Genomic DNA, 19,339 nt, shown 5'->3' on the forward strand with positions numbered 1-19,339 from the left:
GTTTCAATGGCATTGGCTGACGGACGGTTCGACCTCATCGAAACCATGGCCTTCGACCCGCTCGAAGGCATCAGGTTGCTGGAACTGCATCTGGCGCGGATCAAGGCCAGCGCCGACGCGCTCGGCTTTCATATCGATCGCCATGATGTGCGCAACGAATTGCAGGCCGCGACCTTCCGCCTGCGCGGCCGCAGCCGGGTGCGGCTGATGCTGTCGCGCGGCGGGGCGATCGCGATCGAGGTGCGCGATCATCGGGGCTGGCCCGATCCGATCATGAAGGTCGCCGCCGTGCCGCGCCATGCGCCCGCCGATGACCTGCGGCTGCTCCACAAGACCAGCGACCGCAGCCTCTACAAGGACGCGCTGAAACGTGGCGGCACCTATGAAGTGCTGCTGATCGACGCGCAGGGCTATCTGACCGAGGGCTGTTTTTCCTCCATCTTCGTCGAGCGGGGCGACAAGCTGGTGACGCCGCCTTTGGCGCGGGGCATCCTGCCCGGCATCCTGCGCCAGAGCCTGATCGATATGGGGGAAGCGGTGGAGGGCGATCTGCGCCCCTATGATCTGGAGCGCGGCTTCTTCATCGGCAATGCGGCGCGGGGCATGGCGGCGGCGACATGGTCGCGATGACGAGGCGGCGATAGCCGGTCTATTGTGCCGTAAATCCAATAAGCGGCATCTGGCGGTTGCCCCGTCTTCCGTTGCGCACTAAGGGACGCCGCGTCCGCTTTTATTGCGGGCCTTGGGGATTCTTCAGCGAGTTTATTACCATGAGCCAGACTTCCGCCGCCTTGGGTCGTATCCAGCCGTCCGCTACGCTCGCCATGAGCGCCCGCGTGAACGCGCTCAAAGCGCAGGGCGTGGACGTGATTGGCCTGTCGGCCGGCGAGCCGGATTTCGACACCCCCGATTTCGTCAAGGAAGCCGGCATCGCCGCGATCCGCAACAACCTGACCCGCTATACCGACGTGGACGGCACCGCCGACGTCAAGGAAGCGGTGATGTTCAAGTTCAAGCGCGACAACGGGCTGGATTACAAGCGCAGCCAGATCAGCGTCAATTCGGGCGGCAAGCATACGCTGTTCAACGCGCTGGTCGCGACGGTCGATGTGGGCGATGAAGTCATCATCCCTGCGCCTTATTGGGTCAGCTATCCCGATATCGTGAATTTCGCGGGCGGCACCCCGGTCTTCATCGAAGGGCCGGCGAGCCAGGGTTACAAGATCACCGCCGATCAGCTGGAAGCCGCGATCACCCCGCGCACCAAATGGGTGATGCTGAACTCGCCGTCCAACCCCTCCGGCGCGGCCTATTCGGCGGATGAATTGAAGGCGCTGGCCGACGTGCTGCTGCGCCACCCGCATGTGCTGGTGATGACCGACGATATGTATGAGCATGTCTGGTACGCATCGACGCCCTTCGCCACCATCGCGCAGGTGTGCCCGGACCTGTATGAGCGCACGCTGACGGTCAATGGCTGCTCCAAGGCCTTCTCCATGACCGGCTGGCGCATCGGTTTTGCCGGTGGACCCGAATGGATCATCAAGGCGATGGGCAAGCTGCAATCGCAGTCGACCAGCAACCCCTGCTCGATCAGCCAGGCCGCCGCCGTCGCGGCGTTGACCGGCCCACAGGACTTTTTGGAGGAACGCAATGGTGTGTTCCGCAAGCGCCGCGACATGGTGGTCGCGATGCTGAACGACGCGCCGGGGCTGGATTGCCCGACCCCCGAAGGCGCCTTCTACGTCTATCCTGATGCGAGCGGCGTGATCGGCAAGGTGACGCCCAAGGGCGTGACCATCGACAGCGACGAGACGCTGATCGCTTATTTTCTGGACGAAGCGAAGGTCGCAGCCGTCCATGGCGCCGCCTTCGGCCTCTCGCCCGCCTTCCGCATCAGCTATGCGACGTCGGACGATGTGCTGAAAAAGGCCTGCACGCGGATTCAGGAAGCCTGCGCCGCGCTTCGTTAAGGCTAAGACCGCACCGGCCCCCCCCCCCCCACCCGACCGCCCACCCAGGATATACTGTGGGCGGTCGGGTGGGGGGTGTGGGCCGGTGCGGCATCGCCACGCTCAAAAATGTCACAAAATGGAAACGGTCCTTTTCCCGCCGTGCCGTCTTGCGATTGACGCAGCGCGGCTTATATGTCCGTTGCATAGAGAAACTTATTTAAAGGCTGCCATCTTTCGTCGTTCTATCCCTGGCACTGGTCGAAACCCGCTCCCACGCGATCGACCGTTCAGTCAGGAGCAAGGCGCATGGAGGTAGTCGACAGGTCGAGACGGCCTGAACCATATTTTAGAAAGGCGTTGGCCATGGTGGCATTCCTGAAATCCGATCTGTTCCTGCGCTTCCTGGGCGGGTTCGCGATTGGCGCGGTGGGCATGTTCATGCTCCAGCCGGAGGAAGCGCCGGTATTCGGATCGCCCGCGATTGCGGCGACGTCGACCAACAGTGCGACGCTCTGACCGCCTAGCCCTCGTGTTCCTGGCGGCGCTTGCGCTCGCCACACCCCTGCGTGCCGAGCGCACGGTGCTCGCCCCCGTGCCTACTGTGGACGCCACGCCCACGCGCAAGCTGGAGACGGCAGTGTTCGCGGGCGGCTGCTATTGGGGTGTGGAGGGGGTCTTCTCCCACGTTAAAGGTGTCGAACTCGTCGTCTCCGGCTTTGCGGGCGGACCGCGCGATCGCCGCGTCGATTATGAGATGGTCAGCGTCGGCGACACCGGCTTTGCCGAGGCCGTGCGCGTCACCTATGACCCGGCACAGGTCAGCTATGGTACTTTGCTGCGCATCTTCTTCTCGGTGATCGCCGATCCCACGACGCTCGACTATCAGGGGCCGGACCATGGCACCCAATATCGCAGCGCGCTGTTCCCGCTCAACGCGGAGCAGGGCAAGGCCGCCAGCGCCTATCTGGCCCAGATCGGTAAGGCGGGCCTGTGGCGTGAGCCGATCGTGACGAAGGTAGAGCGCTTCACCGGCTTCCAGAATGCCGGGCAGGATCACCAGGACTTCATGCGCAAAAACCCGCGCCACCCCTATATCCTGCGCTGGGACGCGCCCAAGCTGGCCGCGTTCAAGGCGATGTTCCCGGCCTTGTATCGGGACAAACCGTCCGCCTGAATGGGCGGCGCGGTTCGTCCCGACCGTCCGTGCTTAGAAGTCCACCGTTGCCGACAGCCACAGCCGACGACCTTCCTGGTTTATCGAGTAGGCAGGCGTAAAGACGGTGGCAGCACCGCTTTGGTAGGAGACATATTCGGCATAGTCGGTGTCGAATATGTTGTTGACGGTGGCCGCCAGGCGGAAGGCCGGTGCGATCTGGTACGAGCCGCCAATATGGAACAACTCGTAACCCCGGAAGTCGCCGACCGCGCTTTGCTGCGCATTATTACCGCGATAACGACTCGACCGTATTTCCGCGCGCGCCCAGACGCTGGCCTTTTCACCCAGCTTCCAGCGTAGATTGCCGTTCAGCATATGTTTGGGCATGCCGACCAGCGGCAGGCCTTCTTCCGCGCCGCTTAACTGCTCGCTTTCGGAATAGGTATAGTTGGCGGACAGCGACAGGCTGGACGTGAAAGCGAAGCGGGCCGCCACTTCCACGCCGCGCGTGCGCGCCTTGTCGATATTGATCGACTGACCGAGCAGATCGACCGTGGGGAACGGCCCGACATCAAGGCAGCCCGGCCGGTCGGGATTGCCCGCGAACTGGCAATTGGGGATGCCGGGACCAGTTGCGATCTTGTCGTCGAAATCATTGTTGAACACGGTTATATTGCCGCTGAAGAAACCATGGCCGTCATAATAAAAACCGGCTTCGTAACTTGTGCTCGTTTCGGGGGTCAGCCCCGGCGTTCCGATTAACGGGATGCGGCCTTGACCGCCGAACCCGATAATCCCCTCGGCGATTTGTTCGACGCGTGGCGTCTTGAAGCCGCGGCTGACACCGCCCTTGACCGTGACAGCGTCGTTTATGTTCCACACCGCATAGGCGCGCGGCGACCATTTGCTGCCGAAGGTCGAATGATCGTCATAGCGCGCGCCGCCGGTCAGGTTGAAGCCGTCGACGATCGTCCATGTGGCTTCGGCAAAGCCGGCCCATTGGGTGAATGTGAAGGGTTCTGGCGCGACGCCTTCGACCATGCGGGCTTTCCAATATTGGCCGCCAACGGTGAAGGCGAGAGCACCGACCTTGCCTGCAAAGCGCGAGTCGACGATGTCGTTGCGCGCTTCGAGTGTACGGGCGCTGCCCGGCGTCGCGCCCGGCGTGCCGGTGGGGATCAGGCGACCGATGGTTTCCGTGTCGTTGCGCGTCAGCGTGGTGTCGAGCTGGCCAAAGCCCAAGCGCCAGCTATGAGCCAGGACATAGTTGCTGCGGTTGAACTGCTGTTCCGGTGCGTAGCCGCCCGATCCCAGAGTGCCCAGCCGCCCTTCGCTATTATCATAGCTCTGCTCGTTGCGATCATATTCGATCCACAGATCATGATCGGCATGGGGGGTGAACGTCAGGCGGCCACCATAGGTGTAGATGTCCGACCGCACCGGGTTGCGGCCTAGCGTGAGCGCCGGATCACCGGGGATGGGGATGTCCGATCCTTCGCGGTGGAACACGCTGCCGCGCAAGGTCAGGCCGACGAGATTGTCGATCACCGGACCCTGGGCAAAGCCGTTGATCGATTGGATATTACCGAAACGATCATCACCCTGGATGGTGCTTTCGGCGGTGGCGGTGCCGACCCAGCGGTCGCCGACCTTGCGGGTGATGATGTTGACGACACCGCCCATCGCATCCGATCCATACAGGGTGGACATTGGCCCGCGCACGACCTCAATCTGTTCAATTGCGGAAAAAGGCGGCAGGAAGCTGGTGGAGGTTTCGCCAAAACCATTAGGGGTAACGCCGCCAGGCGCATTCTGGCGGCGGCCGTCGATCAGGACCAGCGTATAGTCGCTGGGCATACCGCGAATCGAGATGTTGAGGCCACCGGTCTTGCCCGCTTCGCCGCCAACATCGACGCCTTGCACATCCTGCAAGGCTTCGGCCAGGCTGCCGAAACGCTTTTCCTGCAACTCCTCGCGGCGCAGCACGGTGATGCTGGCGGGGGCTTCGACGATGTCCTGGGCGTAACCGGCTGCGGTCACGACGATCGCGTTCGACTGGTCGTCCGTCCCTACGGGTGCCTGCGCCAAGGCTAGGCATGGCGATAATCCCGCGACCAGCGCCAGCGCGCTGACCCGAAGCCGCATGGAACGCGACGTCAGTGAATGATTTCGGACCATCAATTTCCACCCCAATTAATATTGCGAGTAAGTCGCACTATATGAAGCAGCCGATGACGGGGCGGGTGGATATGGTCAAGCCGACTGACGGTGGAGGGGCGGAAAGCAATCTTTCCTTACAATATTAGGCGGGAGATCGCGCCGATTATTGCTGTGCATTTACACAGCCGCCTTGCCAAATCAGCGCAAAGCAAAAGGGCGACGCCTTGCGGCACCGCCCTTTATATCTCTCAACCTGGTGTGGCGTCGCTTATTTCGGCGACAGCACCATCAGCATCTGGCGACCTTCCATGCGCGGATAGGCTTCCACCTTCGCGACTTCCTGGACATTCTCGGCCACCCGCTGGAGCAGGGCCATGCCGAGCTGCTGGTGGCTGAGTTCGCGGCCGCGGAAGCGCAGGGTGATCTTCACCTTGTCGCCGTCGCCGATGAAATCATGGACCTTCTTCATCTTCGTATCATAATCATGATCGTCGATGTTCGGACGCATCTTGATCTCTTTGAGTTCCTGCGTCTTCTGGGTCTTGCGGGCGATATTCGCCTTTTTCTGGGCTTCGTACTTGAACTTGCCGATGTCCAGAAACTTACAGACCGGCGGATCGGCATTGGGGGAGACTTCGACCAGGTCAAGGCCCACTTCGGCCGCCTGTTCGATCGCTTCCTGCGTAAACATCACGCCCAGATTTTCGCCTTCGTCGTCGATCACGCGCACCTTGGGCACGGTGATGAACTCGTTATACCGGGGGCCGGACTTCGGCGGCGGCGCCAGTGGGCGGCGCATCATCGGGGGACGTATAGCAGTATCTCCTATGGTCGTTTCAAAAACGAGTGGCTCTTAGCGGCTTTTTGGCAAAGCCGAAAGGGGTCCGTGTCCCCGCCGTAACGGAATCACGAACCCTTGTGGCATTGCTGCCTCACCGCATATCGGGCGCGCGGGCCTCAATTGCAAGACGCGAAATAACCTCGTCGAGGGAAAGGACGCTTTGCCCCTCCTTGCCCAGTTCGCGCAGCGCGACCGTGCCTTCATCCGCTTCGCGTCGTCCGACGACCAGCAGATTGGGCACTTTGGCGAGGCTATGTTCGCGCACCTTGTAGTTGATTTTCTCGTTGCGGACGTCGATTTCCGCGCGGATTCCCGCCGCGCGCAGCTTTTCGACGGCCTGCCTGGCATAATCGTCGGCGTCGGACACGATGGTCGCGACTACCGCCTGAACCGGCGCTAACCACAGCGGGAACCGACCCGCATAATGTTCGATCAAGATGCCGATGAAGCGTTCATAGCTGCCGAAGATCGCGCGATGCAGCATGACCGGCCGGTGCCGTCCGCCATCTTCGCCGACATAGGAGGCATCGAGTCGGTCGGGCAGCACGCGGTCGGACTGGATCGTGCCGACCTGCCAGGTGCGGCCGATGGCGTCGGTCAGATGCCATTCCAGCTTGGGCGCGTAGAAAGCGCCTTCGCCCGGCAATTCTTCCCAGCCGAACTCCGGCGTGTTCAGGCCCGCGGCGGCGACGGCGGCGCGCAGCTCATTCTCCGCCTTGTCCCACATCTCTTCGCTGCCGAAGCGCTTTTCGGGGCGCAGCGCCAGCTTGATCGAATAGGTGAAACCGAAATCCTTGTAGATGCGATCGGCGAGCGCGCAGAAGGCGCGGACTTCCTCGACGATCTGGTCTTCGCGGCAGAAGATATGCGCATCGTCCTGCGTGAACTGGCGCACACGCATCAGGCCGTGCAGCGCGCCATGCGGCTCGTTGCGGTGGCAACAGCCATTTTCGTAGAAGCGCAAGGGCAGGTCGCGATAGCTTTTGATCCCCTGGCGGAAGATCAACACATGCGCAGGGCAGTTCATCGGCTTCAATGCCATCCAATCGGCATCGTCCGACACCAGCGGGCCTTCATCGTCCACATTGGGCACTTCGTCGGGGATGACGAACATATTCTCGCGATATTTGCCCCAATGGCCCGACGTTTCCCACTGGCGCGCGTCCATCACCTGCGGGGTCTTGACCTCGCGATAGCCCGTCGCGTCGATCGCCCTGCGCATATAGGCTTCCAGGCTCCGCCAGATCAGATAGCCCTTGGGGTGCCAGAAGACGCTGCCATGCGCTTCCTGTTGCAGGTGGAACAGGTCCATTTCCGCGCCCAGTTTGCGATGGTCGCGCTTCCCCGCTTCCTCCAGCCGCGTCAGATGCTCGGCCAGCTGCTTCTTGTTGAGCCAGCCGGTGCCATAGATGCGGGACAGCATCGCATTCTTCTGGTCGCCGCGCCAATAGGCGCCCGACACCCGCGTCAGCTTGAACGCGGCGGGATCGAGCCGCCCGGTGGAGGCCAGATGTGGTCCGCGGCACATGTCGTACCAGTCGCCCGAGCGATAGACGGTCAATTCCTCGCCTGCCGGCAGTTCGGCGGCCCATTCGGCCTTGTAGGTCTCCCCCATCGCGCGCCAGGCGGCGATCAGCGCGTCGCGGTCCATCACCTCGCGCACCAGCGGCTTGTTGGCGGCGATGATCTTGCGCATCTCCGCCTCGATGGCGGGCAGGTCTTCCTCGGTAAAGGGCCGCTCTGCCGGCGCGAAATCATAATAGAAGCCATCGTCGGTCGACGGGCCGAAAGTAATCTGCGTGCCGGGGAACAGCGCCTGCACCGCTTCGGCCAGCACATGCGCGAAGTCGTGCCGCGCCAGTTCCAGCGCGTCGGCCTCGTCCTTGTTCGTCACCAGCGCGAGGTGGGCGTCGACCTCCAGCGGGCGCGTGATGTCGCGCAATTCGCCGTCCACGCGCGCGGCGATGGCGGCCTTGGCCAGGCCCGGCCCGATCGCCGCTGCAATGTCCGCCGGGGTAGTGCCGGGCGCGACATCACGCACGGAACCATCGGGCAGGGTAATCTTGAGCATGGCGGACACGGACATGGCTTTCTGTGAAATGGGCAGGTTGTGCGGCCCCAATTGCCGCGCCTTCCCCTTAAATGGGCCGCCCGCACTGTCAATAGAAGCCCTCTTGCCAACGCCTGTCGCAAAGCGCATGTTTCATGTGTTGTTATAACATATTTCAACAGGAGGGTTTATGGCTTTGCACCTTGCACGCCCGGATGTAGCGGACGCGCCGATGGGCGAGATGAACACGACGCCGCTGATCGACGTCATGCTGGTCCTGCTCATCATGTTCATCATCACCATTCCGATGCAGACGCACAGCGTCGGCATCGACCTGCCGCAGGCGCAGGTCCAGCCGTCCCAGCCCATGCCCGATCCCGTGAAGAACAAGGTGACGATCGATCCCGCCGGCATGATCCGGTGGAACGGCGCGGCGATCGATCGGCTGACGCTGCGCCGCTATCTGGCGCGGTCACTGGCGTTGCCGGTGGAGCCGGAATTGCAGTTCCAGCCCGACGCCGCTGCGCGCTATGTGGTGGTCGATGAAGTGCTGGCCGATATTCGCCGGTCGGGCGTGACCAAACTCGGCTTCGTCGGCAACGAACGCTATCAGGATTTCTGACAAAGCGCCTGCGCCTTGCCCCCGGCCTGCATCGCCGATAGCATCGGCGGGCGGAAAGGAGGGCAGGGCGCATGAAGATGGTTCGCTATGGTTTGATCGCCTTCTTCTGCCTGGGTGCCACCTGGGGCGTTGCCCATCTCGCGACCTTGCCGGGCGCGGATGCGCTGTCGCCGTCCGGCCTGTCGATCACCCCCGCCGCGCATGATCATGCGCAGCAACGCTGGCGCTTCCTGCCGGTCCTGCGATAGAATCAGGCGAAGAGCAGCCGGGCCTGATCGTCCGTCGTTTGCAGGAAGCCGACCGGACCGCCGGTTTCGACGCCGGTGGGCAGGTCTGCGGCTGTCATGCCGCACAGGGCCAGGCCGCTCTGGCAGGCGATCAGGATCACGCCCAGTTCCAGCGCGTCGTCCAGCAGCGCGGCAAGGTCAGGCAAGCCCGCGGCGCGATGCGCGCTATCGTGCGGCGCGGCGATCGGCGCGCGCAGCAACGCAACCGCGTCCAGTTGCAGGAAGATGCTTGCCGCACCGCCCAGCGCAGCCTGCGCCGCCGCCAGCATCAGCGCGCCGCGCAGCCGCTCCGCATCGGCCGTCGCAACGACGATGTTCAGGGCGCGCATAGTTCCACCGCGCATCCCGGACAGGCAGGGTCTTTCGGCACGTCCAGCGTGCGGAAACGCATGGAGAGCAGGTCGGCGATCAGCAGCCGCCCGGCCATGTCCGTGCCGAACGGCACCAGCGCGCGAATCACCTCCAACGCGGCCAGGCTGCCCATGGCGCCGGTCAGCGCGCCGATGACGCCGGTTTCCGCGCAATTGCGTTCTGGCGCATCCTGCGGCGCGCCGACCAGGCAGCGATAGCAGGGTTTGTCCGCTTCCCAGCCGCGATAGGTGGCGATCTGCCCCTCGAATGGGCCGACCGCGGCCGACACCAGTGGGATGCGCAGGTGCTGCGCGCTGTCCGCCACCGCCAGCCGGGTGTCGAAATTGTCGCAGCCGTCCAGAATAACGTCCGCGTCGCGCAGCATGATCGCGGCATTGTGCGCGTCGATCCGGGCGTTGATCGGGATCAGCTTCACGTCGGGATTGATCCGCGCCACCGCGGCCATCGCCGCTTCGGCTTTGGGCGCGCCGACATCGGCGGTGCCGAACATTATCTGTCGTTGCAGATTGGACAGGGCGACCGCGTCATTGTCGATCACGCGGATCGTGCCGACCCCGGCGGCGGCGAGATAAAGGATCGCCGGGCTGCCGATGCCGCCCGCGCCGATCACTGCGACGTCCGCCGACAGCATCCGTGCCTGGCCCGCGCCGCCGATTTCCTTCAGGATGATGTGCCGGGCGTAGCGGTCCAGTTGTTCGTCGCGCAGCGTCACGGCGCGTCGGACCAGAGGAAACGGACTTGCGAGCGCATCCAATAGGGTTCGGCCGCGCCGCTTTTGGGAAACGACCCGCGCAACGTGCCCAGGATACGGCCGCTCACGAACTTCTCCACCTCCGGGCAGCGGGCGTTGACCGGCGCGATCTTCAGCGGCTTGCCGTCGCCCGACAGCAGGAACAGCATGTCGATCTCCAGCAACCGCGATCCTTCATAATTGACCGCGCCGCTACAGCGGCCATTGCGATAGAGTTTCGCGACATTTTCCGACCAGCGCGGTGAAATTTTACGGCCCTGCCATTCCTGAATCACCGGGACGGTGGCCAGATCCTGCGGCATGGGCGGGGCGTTCCCCGGCATTGGGCCAGGCACCGGGATTGCAGCCAGCATCAGCGAAAGCAGCATCGTCATCGCATCACACTCCTGTCGAACCGAACCCGCCCTGTCCCCGGACGGTATCGTCGAGACTATCGACTTCTGTAAAGCTGGCAAGCTGCACCGGCGCCGCGACTAGCTGTGCGATCCGGTCGCCGCGCGCGATGGGGAAGGGGGCGTCGCCCAGGTTGATGAGGATGACCTTCAATTCGCCGCGATAATCGGCATCGATCGTGCCAGGCGTGTTGGGCAGGCTGATGCCATGCTTGAGCGCCAGGCCGGAGCGCGGGCGGACCTGCACTTCATAGCCCTCTGGAATAGCCATTGCAAAGCCGGTCGCCACCGCATGGCGGCCACCGGGCGCGAGTATGAGGTCTTCGGCCGACACCACATCCATGCCCGCGGCGTGCGCAGTGGCATAGGCGGGGACGGGCAGTCCTTCGCCATGGGGCAGGCGCTTGAGCTTTATGTCAATCGGCAAGAGCGGCGAGGGCATGGGCGACCTTTTCGATGAGTTTGTCGGCGACCGCGCTTTTGGGCAGGGTCGGCCAGGATTCGATGCCAGCGGCGGTGACGATCTGCACGGCGTTGGCGTCGCCGCCCATTACGTCACCCGATACGTCGTTCGCGACGATCCAGTCCGCGCCTTTCTTCGCCAGCTTGGCCTGGGCATGGGTTGCGATATGCTGGGTTTCGGCGGCGAAGCCGACCAGCAGCGTGGGGCGGTTGGCGTGGCGGCCCAGAGTGGCGAGAATGTCGGGATTTTCGACCAAAGCGAGCGGGGCGGGCTGGCCTGATCCGTCCTTCTTGATCTTTTGGTCGGGTGCATCGGCGGTGCGCCAGTCGGCAACGGCCGCGACCATGATCGCGGCGTCGGCGGGCAGCGCAGCCTCGACCGCGGCCAGCATCTGCCGGGCCGTCTCCACGTCGATCCGGTCGACGCCGGGCGGCGTGGGCAGATGCACCGGCCCGGCCACCAGCGTCACCCGCGCGCCCGCCTGCGCAGCGGCGGCAGCGATCGCGAAGCCCTGTTTGCCCGATGACCGATTGGCGATGTAGCGCACCGGATCGATCGGCTCATGCGTCGGCCCGGCGGTGATGAGGATGTGCTTGCCACCCAAAGCCCCGTTCGTTTCGAGCGAAGTCGAGAAACGAGGTAAAGCCGAGTTCAGCGAAGCTAAACGCTGCATCTCCCCCGCGAAATCCGGCTGATCCGCCAGCGGATCGACGCCCTTCGGCATCGCCAGTAGCCGCTCGATTTCCGCCGCGATCACCTCCGGTTCCGGCAGTCGCCCCTTACCAAATTCTCCGCACGCCATCGCGCCATCGTCCGGCGTCATGATGTGAACGCCGTCGGCATGCAGCCGCTCAAGATTGCGCTGTGTCGCCTTGTGATGCCACATCCGCACGTTCATCGCGGGCACGGCCAGCACCGGCTTGTCGGTCGCGAGCAGCAGCGTAGTGGCCAGGTCGTCGGCGATACCATTCGCCATCTTGGCCAGGATATTGGCGGTCGCCGGCGCGACCACGACCAGGTCGGCCTGGCGGCTTAGCTGGATATGCCCGATTTCCTGCTCGTCCTTCAGGTCGAACAATTGGGTAAAGACATGATCCTCTGTCAGCACGCCCAGCGACAGCGGCGTCACGAACTGCTGCGCGCTCTGCGTCAACACCGCCCGCACCGCGACTCCGCGCCTGCGCAGGACGCGGACCAGTTCGAGCGCCTTATAGGCCGCAATGCCGCCGGAGATGATGAGGAGGACGCGCTGGGTCATGGTCGATCGCACATTTGGTCGTGCGGTGATGGCTTGTCCAGACTATTGATCGTTTGATGAGGTGGAGTTGTCGCATGATAAAATGGCTTGCGCCCGGCGCGGCGATGCTTCTGGCGGGATGTTCGCCACCGCCACCCGTCGTTATTGCCGCGTTAGAGGGCGGCAAACTGACTTTTCATATTCGTCAAGGCGGCATGGTCGGACGCATTTTCGGCTGGGACGATAACAAGGAAACAGTTCAGCGGCTCACCCTGATGGTCGGAAAGACGGCGGCCATAAGCTTCGAAATGAACGGTAGGATGTTTCGCTCTTGTCAGTCGTCAATGAATTTTCCGGTTCAGTTCGCTGAACAGCGCTGCGGCTATGCGTGGAAGGGGGCGTCTGCTTTTCGGCCCGGCGTGATCTATGACGTCCATCTGAAGCCTTGTTTTGGGCCGCCGGGACAGTGCGATGACAGTTACGGGCCATATTGGTCAGATGGGCTTGTGGGGCGTTTCAAGATCGGCAGAGATGGACGTGTCGTCAATTTTCGGCCCGATTATGGCGCGACAGAGGGCGGCGCATAAGCCGCCGCACATCATCCCGGTAATAATCAGGTTGGTCAGAAGCGCCTGCCCCAATCCCAACGGAAAGGAATAGGCAAACAGAGCAATCGGCCCCAGGATGAAGCCGCCTCCAATCCAATAAAACCAGTTCAATTTTCGGGAAGCGGCAGGTTCGAAGCGCAGCATGAATTGCGTGACGAAAAGCACGATCGGCCAGACGGCGAACAGAGCAAACAGGCCGGACGGAAGGATCAGGAACAGCGCACCGACCGCCAAGCTGGCTGGGTCGGAAATCTTATCCCAATTCGGCCCGAAAGGTGATCCGGGATAAATCTCCAGCACGAAGCACAGCCCCGACAACCAGCATGTCAGGACGGACGCAAGAAGCAGGCGAGAATAAGGATTATCCCGCCGGTTCGTCGTCACAGGAACTGCGCGACCCACATAGCGCCAGCCCCGGCCGCCGCCGCGATCACTGCGACCAGTACGTAGCGCCAGCCGCCGCCCACGCGGATCAGCTTGATCTCGCTCAAGGGGGGCGGGGGCGGAGCGCCGCCCTTTTCGGGGAAGGCGTCCTCGATCCGCTTCACCAGCCCCGGCAGGCGTTGTAGCGTGCGCCAGTTTTCGATCAGCGTGTCGGCGGCCTTCGCTTCCGGCCCCAGTTCGTCGCGCAGCCAGCCCTTTACGAAGGGGCCGCTCGTTTCCCACATGTTGATGTCGGGATCGAGGCTGTGCGCCACGCCCTCCACCATCACCATCGTCTTTTGCAGCAGCAGCAGGTGCGGCTGGGTCTGCATGTCGAAATCGCGGGTGATGGCAAACAGGCCGTCGAGCATCCCGCCGACCGACAATTCGCTGGCCGCTTTGCCGCGCATCGGCTCGCCCACCGCGCGTAAAGCCGTAGCAAATTCATCCACATTATGATGGCCGGGCACATATTGCGCTTCGAAATGGATTTCCGCGACGCGCTTATAATTGCCGGTGATCAGGCCGTAGAGAATCTCCGCCAGCCACATGCGCGCGCGCCGGTCGATCCGGCCCATGATGCCGAAATCGATTGCGACGATGTCGCCATTGGCCCGCACGAACAAATTGCCCTGATGCATGTCGGCGTGGAAGAAGCCTTCGGAGATCGCCTGTCGCAGAAAGGCGTTGACGAGGCGGGCGGCCAGAACCTTCACATCATGGCCCGCCGCGATCAGCGCATCGCGATCGGAAATCTTGATGCCGTCGATCCACTGCATCGTCATGACCTTGCCGGTCGTGCGATCCCAGTCGATGGCGGGGATGCGATAGCCCGGCATCGCCTCCATCATTTCGGACAATTCGGACGCCGACGCCGCTTCGCGCCGCAAATCCAGTTCGCGCGCCGTCCACCGCTTCATGTTGGCGATGACCAGCCGCGGGCGCAGGCGCGCGATCTCGCCGCCCAGCATCTCGACATGGGCGGCAGCCCATTCATAGGTCTGGATGTCGCGGTTGAACTTCTCGATCACGCCGGGGCGGATGACCTTGACCGCGACATCGCGGCCGTCGGTAGTCAGCGCGCGGTGGACCTGCGCGATCGAGGCGGCACCGACCGGCACTTCATCGAACCGGCTGTAGAGCGCGTCGAGCGGGCGGCCGAAACTCTGCTCGATCTGCGCCTTGATCGTCTCGAACGGGACGGGGGGCAGGGCATCCTGCAACCGCAGCAGGTCGTTTGCCGCATGATCGCCAACCAGGTCGGGCCGGGTCGCCAGCGTCTGGCCCAGCTTGATCGCGGCTGGGCCGATCGACTGGAAGGCGTCGGCATAGCGCGGCTGCTTGGGCACCCGCGCGCCGAAACGGGCGATGCGGACCAGTCGGCGCACCGGTGCCGGGGTCAGCGGATCGCGCTCGATCCCGGTCAGCGCGCCATGCCGCGCCAGCGTGCGGCCCCATTTCAGGAGACGCCAGATATGCGTGATGTGAGCGGTCATTGGGGCGTCAAATCTTCCAGCCCGAATGGATCGCGACCAGCCCACCCAATATCGGCTCGACCTTCGTGTTCACGAACCCGGCCTCGCGGATCATCCCTTCGAACTTGGGCATCGGCGGGAAGCGGCGGATCGATTCGATCAGGTAGCGATAACTGTCGGCGTCATTGGCGAACAGCTTGCCCAGATGCGGCACCAACTTGTGCGAATAGACGTCATACACGTCCGAAAAACCCGGCCAGGTGGTGGTCGAAAATTCCAGGCAGAAGAAACGACCGCCGAATTTGAGGACGCGGTGCGCCTCGCTCAGCGCCTGGTCGATATGCGTGACGTTGCGGATGCCAAAGGCGATCGTATAGGCGTCGAACGCCCGGTCGCCGAACGTCAGATCTTCCGCATTTTGTTCGGACCAGATCAGACCTTCATGGCCCTTTTTCTGCGCCCGCTCGACGCCCACGGCCAGCATTTCGGGATTGATGTCGGACACGGTCACCTGCGCGCCAGCCCCATGCATCCGAAACGCGATGTCGCCGGTGCCGCCCGCCATGTCGAGTATCTGCTCGCCGGCGCGCGGCTTCACCCGGCGCACGAACTGGTCCTTCCACAGCCGATGCGCGCCGCCGGACATGGCGTCGTTCATCAGATCATATTTGGCCGCGACGTTGGAAAAGACTTCGCGGACCATGCCCTGCTTGTCGGCGGCATCGACGTCGCGATAACCGAAGGATGCTGTGTCGTTCATGAATAAGCCCTCTAAACAGAGATTGCGCGCCGTTCCAGCCAAGAAGCTGGTTATTGCACCTGCCATTTCCTAGATGTTCTCAATGCCTGAACTTCCCGAAGTCGAAACCACTGTCGCTGGCCTGCGCGCCGTCCTCCAGGGGGCGGTGCTGACGCGGGTGGAGCCGCGCCGCGCCGACCTGCGCTGGCCGATCCCCGTCGACCTGCGCCAGCGCATGACCGGGGCGCGGGTGACGGGGCTGTCGCGCCGGGCCAAATATGGCCTGATCGAAACCGATCGCGGCGACATGATGATCTTTCACCTCGGCATGTCGGGCCGCTGGCGAATCGATCCGACGGAGATCGGCACGCACGACCATCTGTTGCTGGAAACGGGCAGCGGCCATGTGCTGGCGCTCAACGACCCGCGGCGCTTCGGCTCGCTCGATCTGGTGCGGTCGGATGCCTGGGCTAGTTACACGCCCTTCACCCGGATGGGGCCAGAGCCGCTGGGGCCGGATTTCGACACAGCGCGCCTAGCCACCGCGCTCAAGGGCAAGGCGACGTCGATCAAGGCGGCGCTGCTCGACCAGCGAATCGTCGCGGGCCTCGGCAATATCTATGTGTGCGAAGCGCTCAACATGGCGGGCATCGCGCCGACTCGCGCGGCGGGCAAGATCGGTCGACCGCGACTTGGCGTTCTGGTGGAGGCGATTCGCGACGTCCTGTCCGCCGCCATCGTCGCGGGCGGCTCCACCCTGCGCGATTATGCGCGGCCCGACGGGGAACTGGGCTATTTTTCGAAACAATGGCGGGTCTATGGGCGCGAAGGCGAATCCTGCCTGTGCGGCGGCACGGTCCAGCGCCGGGTGGATAGCGGGCGATCGACCTTCTTCTGCCCCAAATGTCAGAAATAGCCTGGCCCGAATCCGTTGACGCCTGCCCCGAACCTCTGTAAGGGGCGCACCTTCACGAGGCATGTCGGTTGTTCGGCGGGCCTCTTCCCGAGATTTGATGAGAACCGAGGAATAGAATGGCCAATACGCCGCAAGCCAAGAAGCGCATCCGTCGCAACGAGCGTCGCGCCGAAATCAATGGCGCCCGCATCAGCCGGATCCGCACCCTGGTCAAGAAGGTGGAAGCCGCCCTCGCCGCCGGTGACAAGGATGTTGCTGCGACCGCCCTCCAGGCCGTCCAGCCCGAGCTGGCCCGTGGCGTCGCCCGCGGCGTGCTGCACAAGAATACCGCGTCGCGCAAGTTCGGCCGCCTGACCAAGGCTGTCAGCGCGCTCGCCTAAACCCTTTCGGGTTTTTCGGCAGATCATAAGGCCCGCCCCATCGCTGGGGCGGGCCTTTCGTCGTTAGTTCATAAATCGGTCATTTTTGACGATCGGCCAATTTCCCGCGATTCGACGCGAAGCGTTACGATTACATGCCCACAAAGTATTGAAATAAGGCGATAATTTCATTGTCGTTCGATTCCCGCGGCTTTGCTGAGTCAACGGCTTTATTTCACTTTTTTGAACCATGCTGCCCTTGATCCGGCGGTGCGCCCCTGTCTATTTTTGAAATCCGGCCGCTGTCGAATCACCTTGATGCGGCCGTCATGTGAGATTGCATATCGTAAGGAACTCGGGATGGCGGGGGCTTTTCCGATCGAGGATCTTTGCGTCTTTTTTCCTGCCCGGACCGGGGGGCATAGTTGGTAGGTCGTCGAAAAATATGAAGGATGTTGTGGGCGTGGTTGGTTGGCAGGACGGAGAGATGATCCAGGCCGATGCGGGTCTGGAATCTGTCTGGACCAGCATCCGTGCAGGCCTGCGTCGTGACGTCGGCGCGCGTATGTTCGACCAGTGGTTGAAGCCCGTCCGCCTGGGCGACTATTGCCCCGAATCGCAGACGCTCGACCTGCTGGTCGCCAGCGACTTCAGCGCCAATTTCGTGTCCGGCCAGTTTGGCGACCGCCTGCGCATGGCCTGGCGCAGCGCCGGGGCCGCCGTGCGCGAGGTGCGGTTGCGCCGTGCGCCCGACGCCACCGGCCCGCGCCTGCTGGAAGTAATGCATGTCGAACCGGCGACGCCGGCCGAAGATGCCACGCCCGTCGCCATCGCCTCCAACTTCCTGCCGCGCCACGGCTTTGACGATTTTATAGTGGGCGAAACCAATCGCTTGGCCTGGTCTGCCGCTCAGGCGATGGCCGGCGAAGCCACGCCGCGGTTCAGCCCGCTGTTCATCCATGGCGGCACCGGCCAGGGCAAGACCCACCTGCTTCACGCCATCGCCCGCGCCTTTTCGGCCCATTCGCCCGCGGCTCCCGTGCTCTACATGTCGGCCGAACGCTTCATGATGGAGTTCGTGAACGCGATGCGCGCCAATGAGACGATGGCGTTCAAGGGCCGGTTGCGCGCCGCCCGGCTGCTGCTGATCGACGATATTCAGTTCATCGCGGGCAAGGGATCGACGCAGGAGGAATTTCTCCACACGATCAACGACCTGATCGACAGCGGCGCGCGCATCGTCGTGACCGCCGACCGGCCGCCGCAGATGCTCGAATCGATCGACCCGCGCATTCTCTCTCGCCTGGCCGGCGGCCTGGTCGCGGACATCCAGCCGGCCGGCCTCGACCTGCGCCTCGCCATCCTCGAATCCAAGCGCGCGGTGGCTGGCGATCCGCCGGTTCCCGACGCAGTGATCGATTTCCTCGCTCGCGCGATCCGGTCGAACGTGCGCGAACTGGAAGGGGCGTTCAACAAACTGGTCGCCTATGGCCAGCTAACCGGCCGCTCGATCGACCTGGACTTTGCGCAGGGTATGTTGGCCGACGCGGTGCGCGCCAATGCGCGGCGCATTACAGTGGACGAAATCCAGAAGGCCTGCGCCGCCCATTTCAAGATCGACCCGTCGGAAATGCGCTCCAAGCGCCGGGCCCGCGCCGTCGCCCGGCCGCGCCAGGTGGCGATGTACCTCGCCAAGAAGATGACGCCCCGCTCGCTGCCCGAAATCGGCCGGATCTTCGGCGGGCGCGATCACAGCACGGTGATCCATGCCGTGCGCACGATCGAGGCGCTGCGCGAAAGCAACCCGGACATGGACGCCGACGTCCGCGCGCTCCAGCGCCTGCTGGAGGGCTGACACAGCCCCCTGGCGTCCAGCGGCGGAGTGACTAGGGTAAGTGCATGATTCGCCCGCTCCTGCTGCTCCTCGCCGCCCTCCTTGGCCTGTCGCCTGCAATGGCCCAGCCTCCGCAAGAGGCACCGGCCGACGTCCGCGTCGCGCTGGACACCGATGCCGGACGGATCGTAGTCGCCGTCCATGCCGACAAGGCGCCCGTCACCGCCGCCAATTTCCTGCGATATGTCGATCAGAAGCGGTTCGACGGCACGCTCTTCTATCGCGGCGTGGGCGCGGCCGATTATGGCTTCGTCCAAGGCGGGACACAAAATGATCCGAAGCGGATATTGCCGCCGATCAAACATGAACCCACGACCCAGACCGGCCTCACCCATGACGATGGCGCGCTGTCGATGGCCCGCTATGCGCCCGGCAGCGCGACCGGGGACTTCTTCATCGTGCTGGGTAAGATGCCGGCCATGGACGCCCAGCCGCAACAGGCAGGCGGCGACAATCAGGGCTTTGCCGTCTTCGCTCATGTGGTCGAGGGCATGGACGTGGTGAAGGCGATCCTGGCCGCGCCCAAATCCGCCACCGCAGGGGAGGGCGTGATGAAGGGCCAGATGCTTGCGGCCCCGGTGAAGATACTGACGGTGCGGCGGGTGCCGTGAAGCGGGTGCCGTTTCCTCATCAAACCAT

General features: G+C 63.5%; 22 protein-coding genes. 11 read left to right on the top strand and 11 right to left on the bottom strand.

Translation table 11 applies throughout. The annotated features are described in order from the left end of the window. Positions 1–6 precede the first annotated feature (6 nt). The 4 genes from HHL08_RS01400 (at position 7) to msrA (ending at position 3,129) form a co-directional block, all read left to right on the top strand. Positions 7–630 carry an aminotransferase class IV gene (locus HHL08_RS01400; RefSeq protein WP_169570681.1) on the top strand — a complete coding sequence of 208 codons (624 nt, stop codon included), beginning with the start codon at positions 7–9 and terminating at the stop codon, positions 628–630. Positions 631–770: 140 nt separating this feature from the next. Further along, positions 771–1,973 carry a pyridoxal phosphate-dependent aminotransferase gene (locus HHL08_RS01405; RefSeq protein ID WP_169570682.1) on the top strand — a complete coding sequence of 401 codons (1,203 nt, stop codon included), beginning with the start codon at positions 771–773 and terminating at the stop codon, positions 1,971–1,973. 345 nt (positions 1,974–2,318) lie between these two features. Further along, on the top strand, positions 2,319–2,471 hold the full coding sequence (locus HHL08_RS01410) for a hypothetical protein (protein ID WP_169570684.1): 153 nt from the start codon (positions 2,319–2,321) through the stop codon (positions 2,469–2,471). Then, positions 2,458–3,129, top strand: a complete 672-nt coding sequence (gene msrA, locus HHL08_RS01415; protein WP_169570685.1) for a peptide-methionine (S)-S-oxide reductase MsrA — start codon at positions 2,458–2,460, stop codon at positions 3,127–3,129. Before HHL08_RS01410 ends, msrA begins: the two co-directional genes overlap by 14 nt. 33 nt (positions 3,130–3,162) lie before the next feature. Here the strand turns inward: msrA and HHL08_RS01420 are convergent, their stop codons facing one another. From HHL08_RS01420 to thrS, 3 genes are all read right to left on the bottom strand, one after another. Then, positions 3,163–5,256: a TonB-dependent receptor domain-containing protein gene (locus HHL08_RS01420; RefSeq protein WP_235954610.1), complete on the bottom strand. Its 2,094-nt coding sequence runs from the start codon at positions 5,254–5,256 to the stop codon at positions 3,163–3,165. A gap of 283 nt (positions 5,257–5,539) precedes the next feature. After that, a complete protein-coding gene (gene infC, locus HHL08_RS01425; protein WP_088184477.1) occupies positions 5,540–6,073 on the bottom strand; it encodes a translation initiation factor IF-3 in 534 nt (177 codons plus the stop codon). A gap of 130 nt (positions 6,074–6,203) precedes the next feature. Further along, entirely contained in the window at positions 6,204–8,183 is a 1,980-nt protein-coding gene (thrS, locus tag HHL08_RS01430) for a threonine--tRNA ligase (RefSeq protein ID WP_169571078.1), read from the bottom strand. Positions 8,184–8,352: 169 nt separating this feature from the next. On the opposite strand from thrS, the gene HHL08_RS01435 reads away from it, so the two are divergent. Both HHL08_RS01435 and HHL08_RS01440 read left to right on the top strand, forming a co-directional pair. After that, positions 8,353–8,784, top strand: coding sequence for an ExbD/TolR family protein (locus HHL08_RS01435; RefSeq protein WP_169570688.1), 432 nt, complete (start codon positions 8,353–8,355; stop codon positions 8,782–8,784). 71 nt (positions 8,785–8,855) lie between these two features. Continuing rightward, positions 8,856–9,032, top strand: coding sequence for a hypothetical protein (locus HHL08_RS01440; RefSeq protein WP_169570690.1), 177 nt, complete (start codon positions 8,856–8,858; stop codon positions 9,030–9,032). A gap of 2 nt (positions 9,033–9,034) precedes the next feature. On the opposite strand, the gene HHL08_RS01445 is transcribed toward HHL08_RS01440, so the two are convergent. The 5 genes from HHL08_RS01445 to HHL08_RS01465 are packed head-to-tail and all read right to left on the bottom strand — an operon-like array spanning position 9,035 to position 12,307. Then, positions 9,035–9,400: a DsrE family protein gene (locus HHL08_RS01445; protein WP_169570692.1), complete on the bottom strand. Its 366-nt coding sequence runs from the start codon at positions 9,398–9,400 to the stop codon at positions 9,035–9,037. Beyond that, positions 9,388–10,155 (bottom strand): HesA/MoeB/ThiF family protein, encoded by a 768-nt coding sequence (locus HHL08_RS01450; RefSeq protein WP_169570693.1) that lies wholly within the window; start codon positions 10,153–10,155, stop codon positions 9,388–9,390. Before HHL08_RS01450 ends, HHL08_RS01445 begins: the two co-directional genes overlap by 13 nt. After that, positions 10,152–10,568 (bottom strand): hypothetical protein, encoded by a 417-nt coding sequence (locus HHL08_RS01455; RefSeq protein ID WP_169570695.1) that lies wholly within the window; start codon positions 10,566–10,568, stop codon positions 10,152–10,154. The genes HHL08_RS01450 and HHL08_RS01455 overlap by 4 nt, the downstream gene beginning before the upstream one ends. A gap of 4 nt (positions 10,569–10,572) precedes the next feature. After that, complete coding sequence (gene dut, locus HHL08_RS01460; RefSeq protein ID WP_169570696.1) at positions 10,573–11,028, bottom strand: dUTP diphosphatase; 456 nt, start codon at positions 11,026–11,028, stop codon at positions 10,573–10,575. Beyond that, the gene (locus HHL08_RS01465) at positions 11,003–12,307 is read right to left on the bottom strand and encodes a bifunctional phosphopantothenoylcysteine decarboxylase/phosphopantothenate synthase (protein ID WP_169570698.1); all 1,305 of its coding nucleotides are present in this window, start codon (positions 12,305–12,307) and stop codon (positions 11,003–11,005) included. Before HHL08_RS01465 ends, dut begins: the two co-directional genes overlap by 26 nt. 74 nt (positions 12,308–12,381) lie before the next feature. Here HHL08_RS01465 and HHL08_RS01470 point away from each other — a divergent pair, with 74 nt between their 5' ends. Beyond that, the gene (locus tag HHL08_RS01470; protein WP_169570700.1) at positions 12,382–12,873 is read left to right on the top strand and encodes a hypothetical protein; all 492 of its coding nucleotides are present in this window, start codon (positions 12,382–12,384) and stop codon (positions 12,871–12,873) included. Here the strand turns inward: HHL08_RS01470 and HHL08_RS01475 are convergent. The 3 genes from HHL08_RS01475 to HHL08_RS01485 form a co-directional block, all read right to left on the bottom strand. Continuing rightward, positions 12,781–13,194, bottom strand: coding sequence for a hypothetical protein (locus tag HHL08_RS01475; protein WP_169570702.1), 414 nt, complete (start codon positions 13,192–13,194; stop codon positions 12,781–12,783). The genes HHL08_RS01470 and HHL08_RS01475 overlap by 93 nt on opposite strands. A gap of 80 nt (positions 13,195–13,274) precedes the next feature. Then, on the bottom strand, positions 13,275–14,813 hold the full coding sequence (gene ubiB / locus HHL08_RS01480) for a 2-polyprenylphenol 6-hydroxylase (RefSeq protein WP_169570703.1): 1,539 nt from the start codon (positions 14,811–14,813) through the stop codon (positions 13,275–13,277). A 7-nt stretch (positions 14,814–14,820) separates the two neighbouring features. After that, positions 14,821–15,552 (bottom strand): class I SAM-dependent methyltransferase, encoded by a 732-nt coding sequence (locus tag HHL08_RS01485; protein ID WP_169570705.1) that lies wholly within the window; start codon positions 15,550–15,552, stop codon positions 14,821–14,823. Between the two features lie 82 nt (positions 15,553–15,634). Between HHL08_RS01485 and mutM the strand changes: the two genes are divergently transcribed. The 4 genes from mutM (at position 15,635) to HHL08_RS01505 (ending at position 19,311) form a co-directional block, all read left to right on the top strand. Further along, on the top strand, positions 15,635–16,447 hold the full coding sequence (gene mutM / locus HHL08_RS01490; protein ID WP_169570706.1) for a bifunctional DNA-formamidopyrimidine glycosylase/DNA-(apurinic or apyrimidinic site) lyase: 813 nt from the start codon (positions 15,635–15,637) through the stop codon (positions 16,445–16,447). A 116-nt stretch (positions 16,448–16,563) separates the two neighbouring features. After that, positions 16,564–16,827 (top strand): 30S ribosomal protein S20, encoded by a 264-nt coding sequence (gene rpsT / locus HHL08_RS01495; RefSeq protein ID WP_088184488.1) that lies wholly within the window; start codon positions 16,564–16,566, stop codon positions 16,825–16,827. A 424-nt stretch (positions 16,828–17,251) separates the two neighbouring features. Further along, complete coding sequence (gene dnaA / locus HHL08_RS01500; RefSeq protein WP_169570707.1) at positions 17,252–18,661, top strand: chromosomal replication initiator protein DnaA; 1,410 nt, start codon at positions 17,252–17,254, stop codon at positions 18,659–18,661. A 44-nt stretch (positions 18,662–18,705) separates the two neighbouring features. Further along, positions 18,706–19,311 carry a peptidylprolyl isomerase gene (locus HHL08_RS01505; RefSeq protein WP_169570708.1) on the top strand — a complete coding sequence of 202 codons (606 nt, stop codon included), beginning with the start codon at positions 18,706–18,708 and terminating at the stop codon, positions 19,309–19,311. Positions 19,312–19,339 lie beyond the last annotated feature (28 nt).

The organism is Sphingobium psychrophilum (assembly GCF_012927105.1).
Taxonomy (GTDB): Bacteria; Pseudomonadota; Alphaproteobacteria; order Sphingomonadales; family Sphingomonadaceae; genus Sphingobium; species Sphingobium psychrophilum.

Bases quoted from the DNA above. Each gene is read 5' to 3' on its own strand.
- HHL08_RS01400 (WP_169570681.1), top strand. From the start codon at position 7: ATGGCATTGGCTGACGGACGGTTCGACCTCATCGAAACCATGGCCTTC.
- HHL08_RS01405 (WP_169570682.1), top strand. From the start codon at position 771: ATGAGCCAGACTTCCGCCGCCTTGGGTCGTATCCAGCCGTCCGCTACG.
- HHL08_RS01410 (WP_169570684.1), top strand. From the start codon at position 2,319: ATGGTGGCATTCCTGAAATCCGATCTGTTCCTGCGCTTCCTGGGCGGG.
- HHL08_RS01420 (WP_235954610.1), bottom strand. From the start codon at position 5,256: ATGCGGCTTCGGGTCAGCGCGCTGGCGCTGGTCGCGGGATTATCGCCA.
- infC (WP_088184477.1), bottom strand. From the start codon at position 6,073: ATGATGCGCCGCCCACTGGCGCCGCCGCCGAAGTCCGGCCCCCGGTAT.
- thrS (WP_169571078.1), bottom strand. From the start codon at position 8,183: ATGCTCAAGATTACCCTGCCCGATGGTTCCGTGCGTGATGTCGCGCCC.
- HHL08_RS01435 (WP_169570688.1), top strand. From the start codon at position 8,353: ATGGCTTTGCACCTTGCACGCCCGGATGTAGCGGACGCGCCGATGGGC.
- HHL08_RS01440 (WP_169570690.1), top strand. From the start codon at position 8,856: ATGAAGATGGTTCGCTATGGTTTGATCGCCTTCTTCTGCCTGGGTGCC.
- HHL08_RS01445 (WP_169570692.1), bottom strand. From the start codon at position 9,400: ATGCGCGCCCTGAACATCGTCGTTGCGACGGCCGATGCGGAGCGGCTG.
- HHL08_RS01455 (WP_169570695.1), bottom strand. From the start codon at position 10,568: ATGACGATGCTGCTTTCGCTGATGCTGGCTGCAATCCCGGTGCCTGGC.
- dut (WP_169570696.1), bottom strand. From the start codon at position 11,028: ATGCCCTCGCCGCTCTTGCCGATTGACATAAAGCTCAAGCGCCTGCCC.
- HHL08_RS01465 (WP_169570698.1), bottom strand. From the start codon at position 12,307: ATGACCCAGCGCGTCCTCCTCATCATCTCCGGCGGCATTGCGGCCTAT.
- HHL08_RS01470 (WP_169570700.1), top strand. From the start codon at position 12,382: ATGATAAAATGGCTTGCGCCCGGCGCGGCGATGCTTCTGGCGGGATGT.
- ubiB (WP_169570703.1), bottom strand. From the start codon at position 14,813: ATGACCGCTCACATCACGCATATCTGGCGTCTCCTGAAATGGGGCCGC.
- HHL08_RS01485 (WP_169570705.1), bottom strand. From the start codon at position 15,552: ATGAACGACACAGCATCCTTCGGTTATCGCGACGTCGATGCCGCCGAC.
- mutM (WP_169570706.1), top strand. From the start codon at position 15,635: ATGCCTGAACTTCCCGAAGTCGAAACCACTGTCGCTGGCCTGCGCGCC.
- rpsT (WP_088184488.1), top strand. From the start codon at position 16,564: ATGGCCAATACGCCGCAAGCCAAGAAGCGCATCCGTCGCAACGAGCGT.
- dnaA (WP_169570707.1), top strand. From the start codon at position 17,252: ATGAAGGATGTTGTGGGCGTGGTTGGTTGGCAGGACGGAGAGATGATC.
- HHL08_RS01505 (WP_169570708.1), top strand. From the start codon at position 18,706: ATGATTCGCCCGCTCCTGCTGCTCCTCGCCGCCCTCCTTGGCCTGTCG.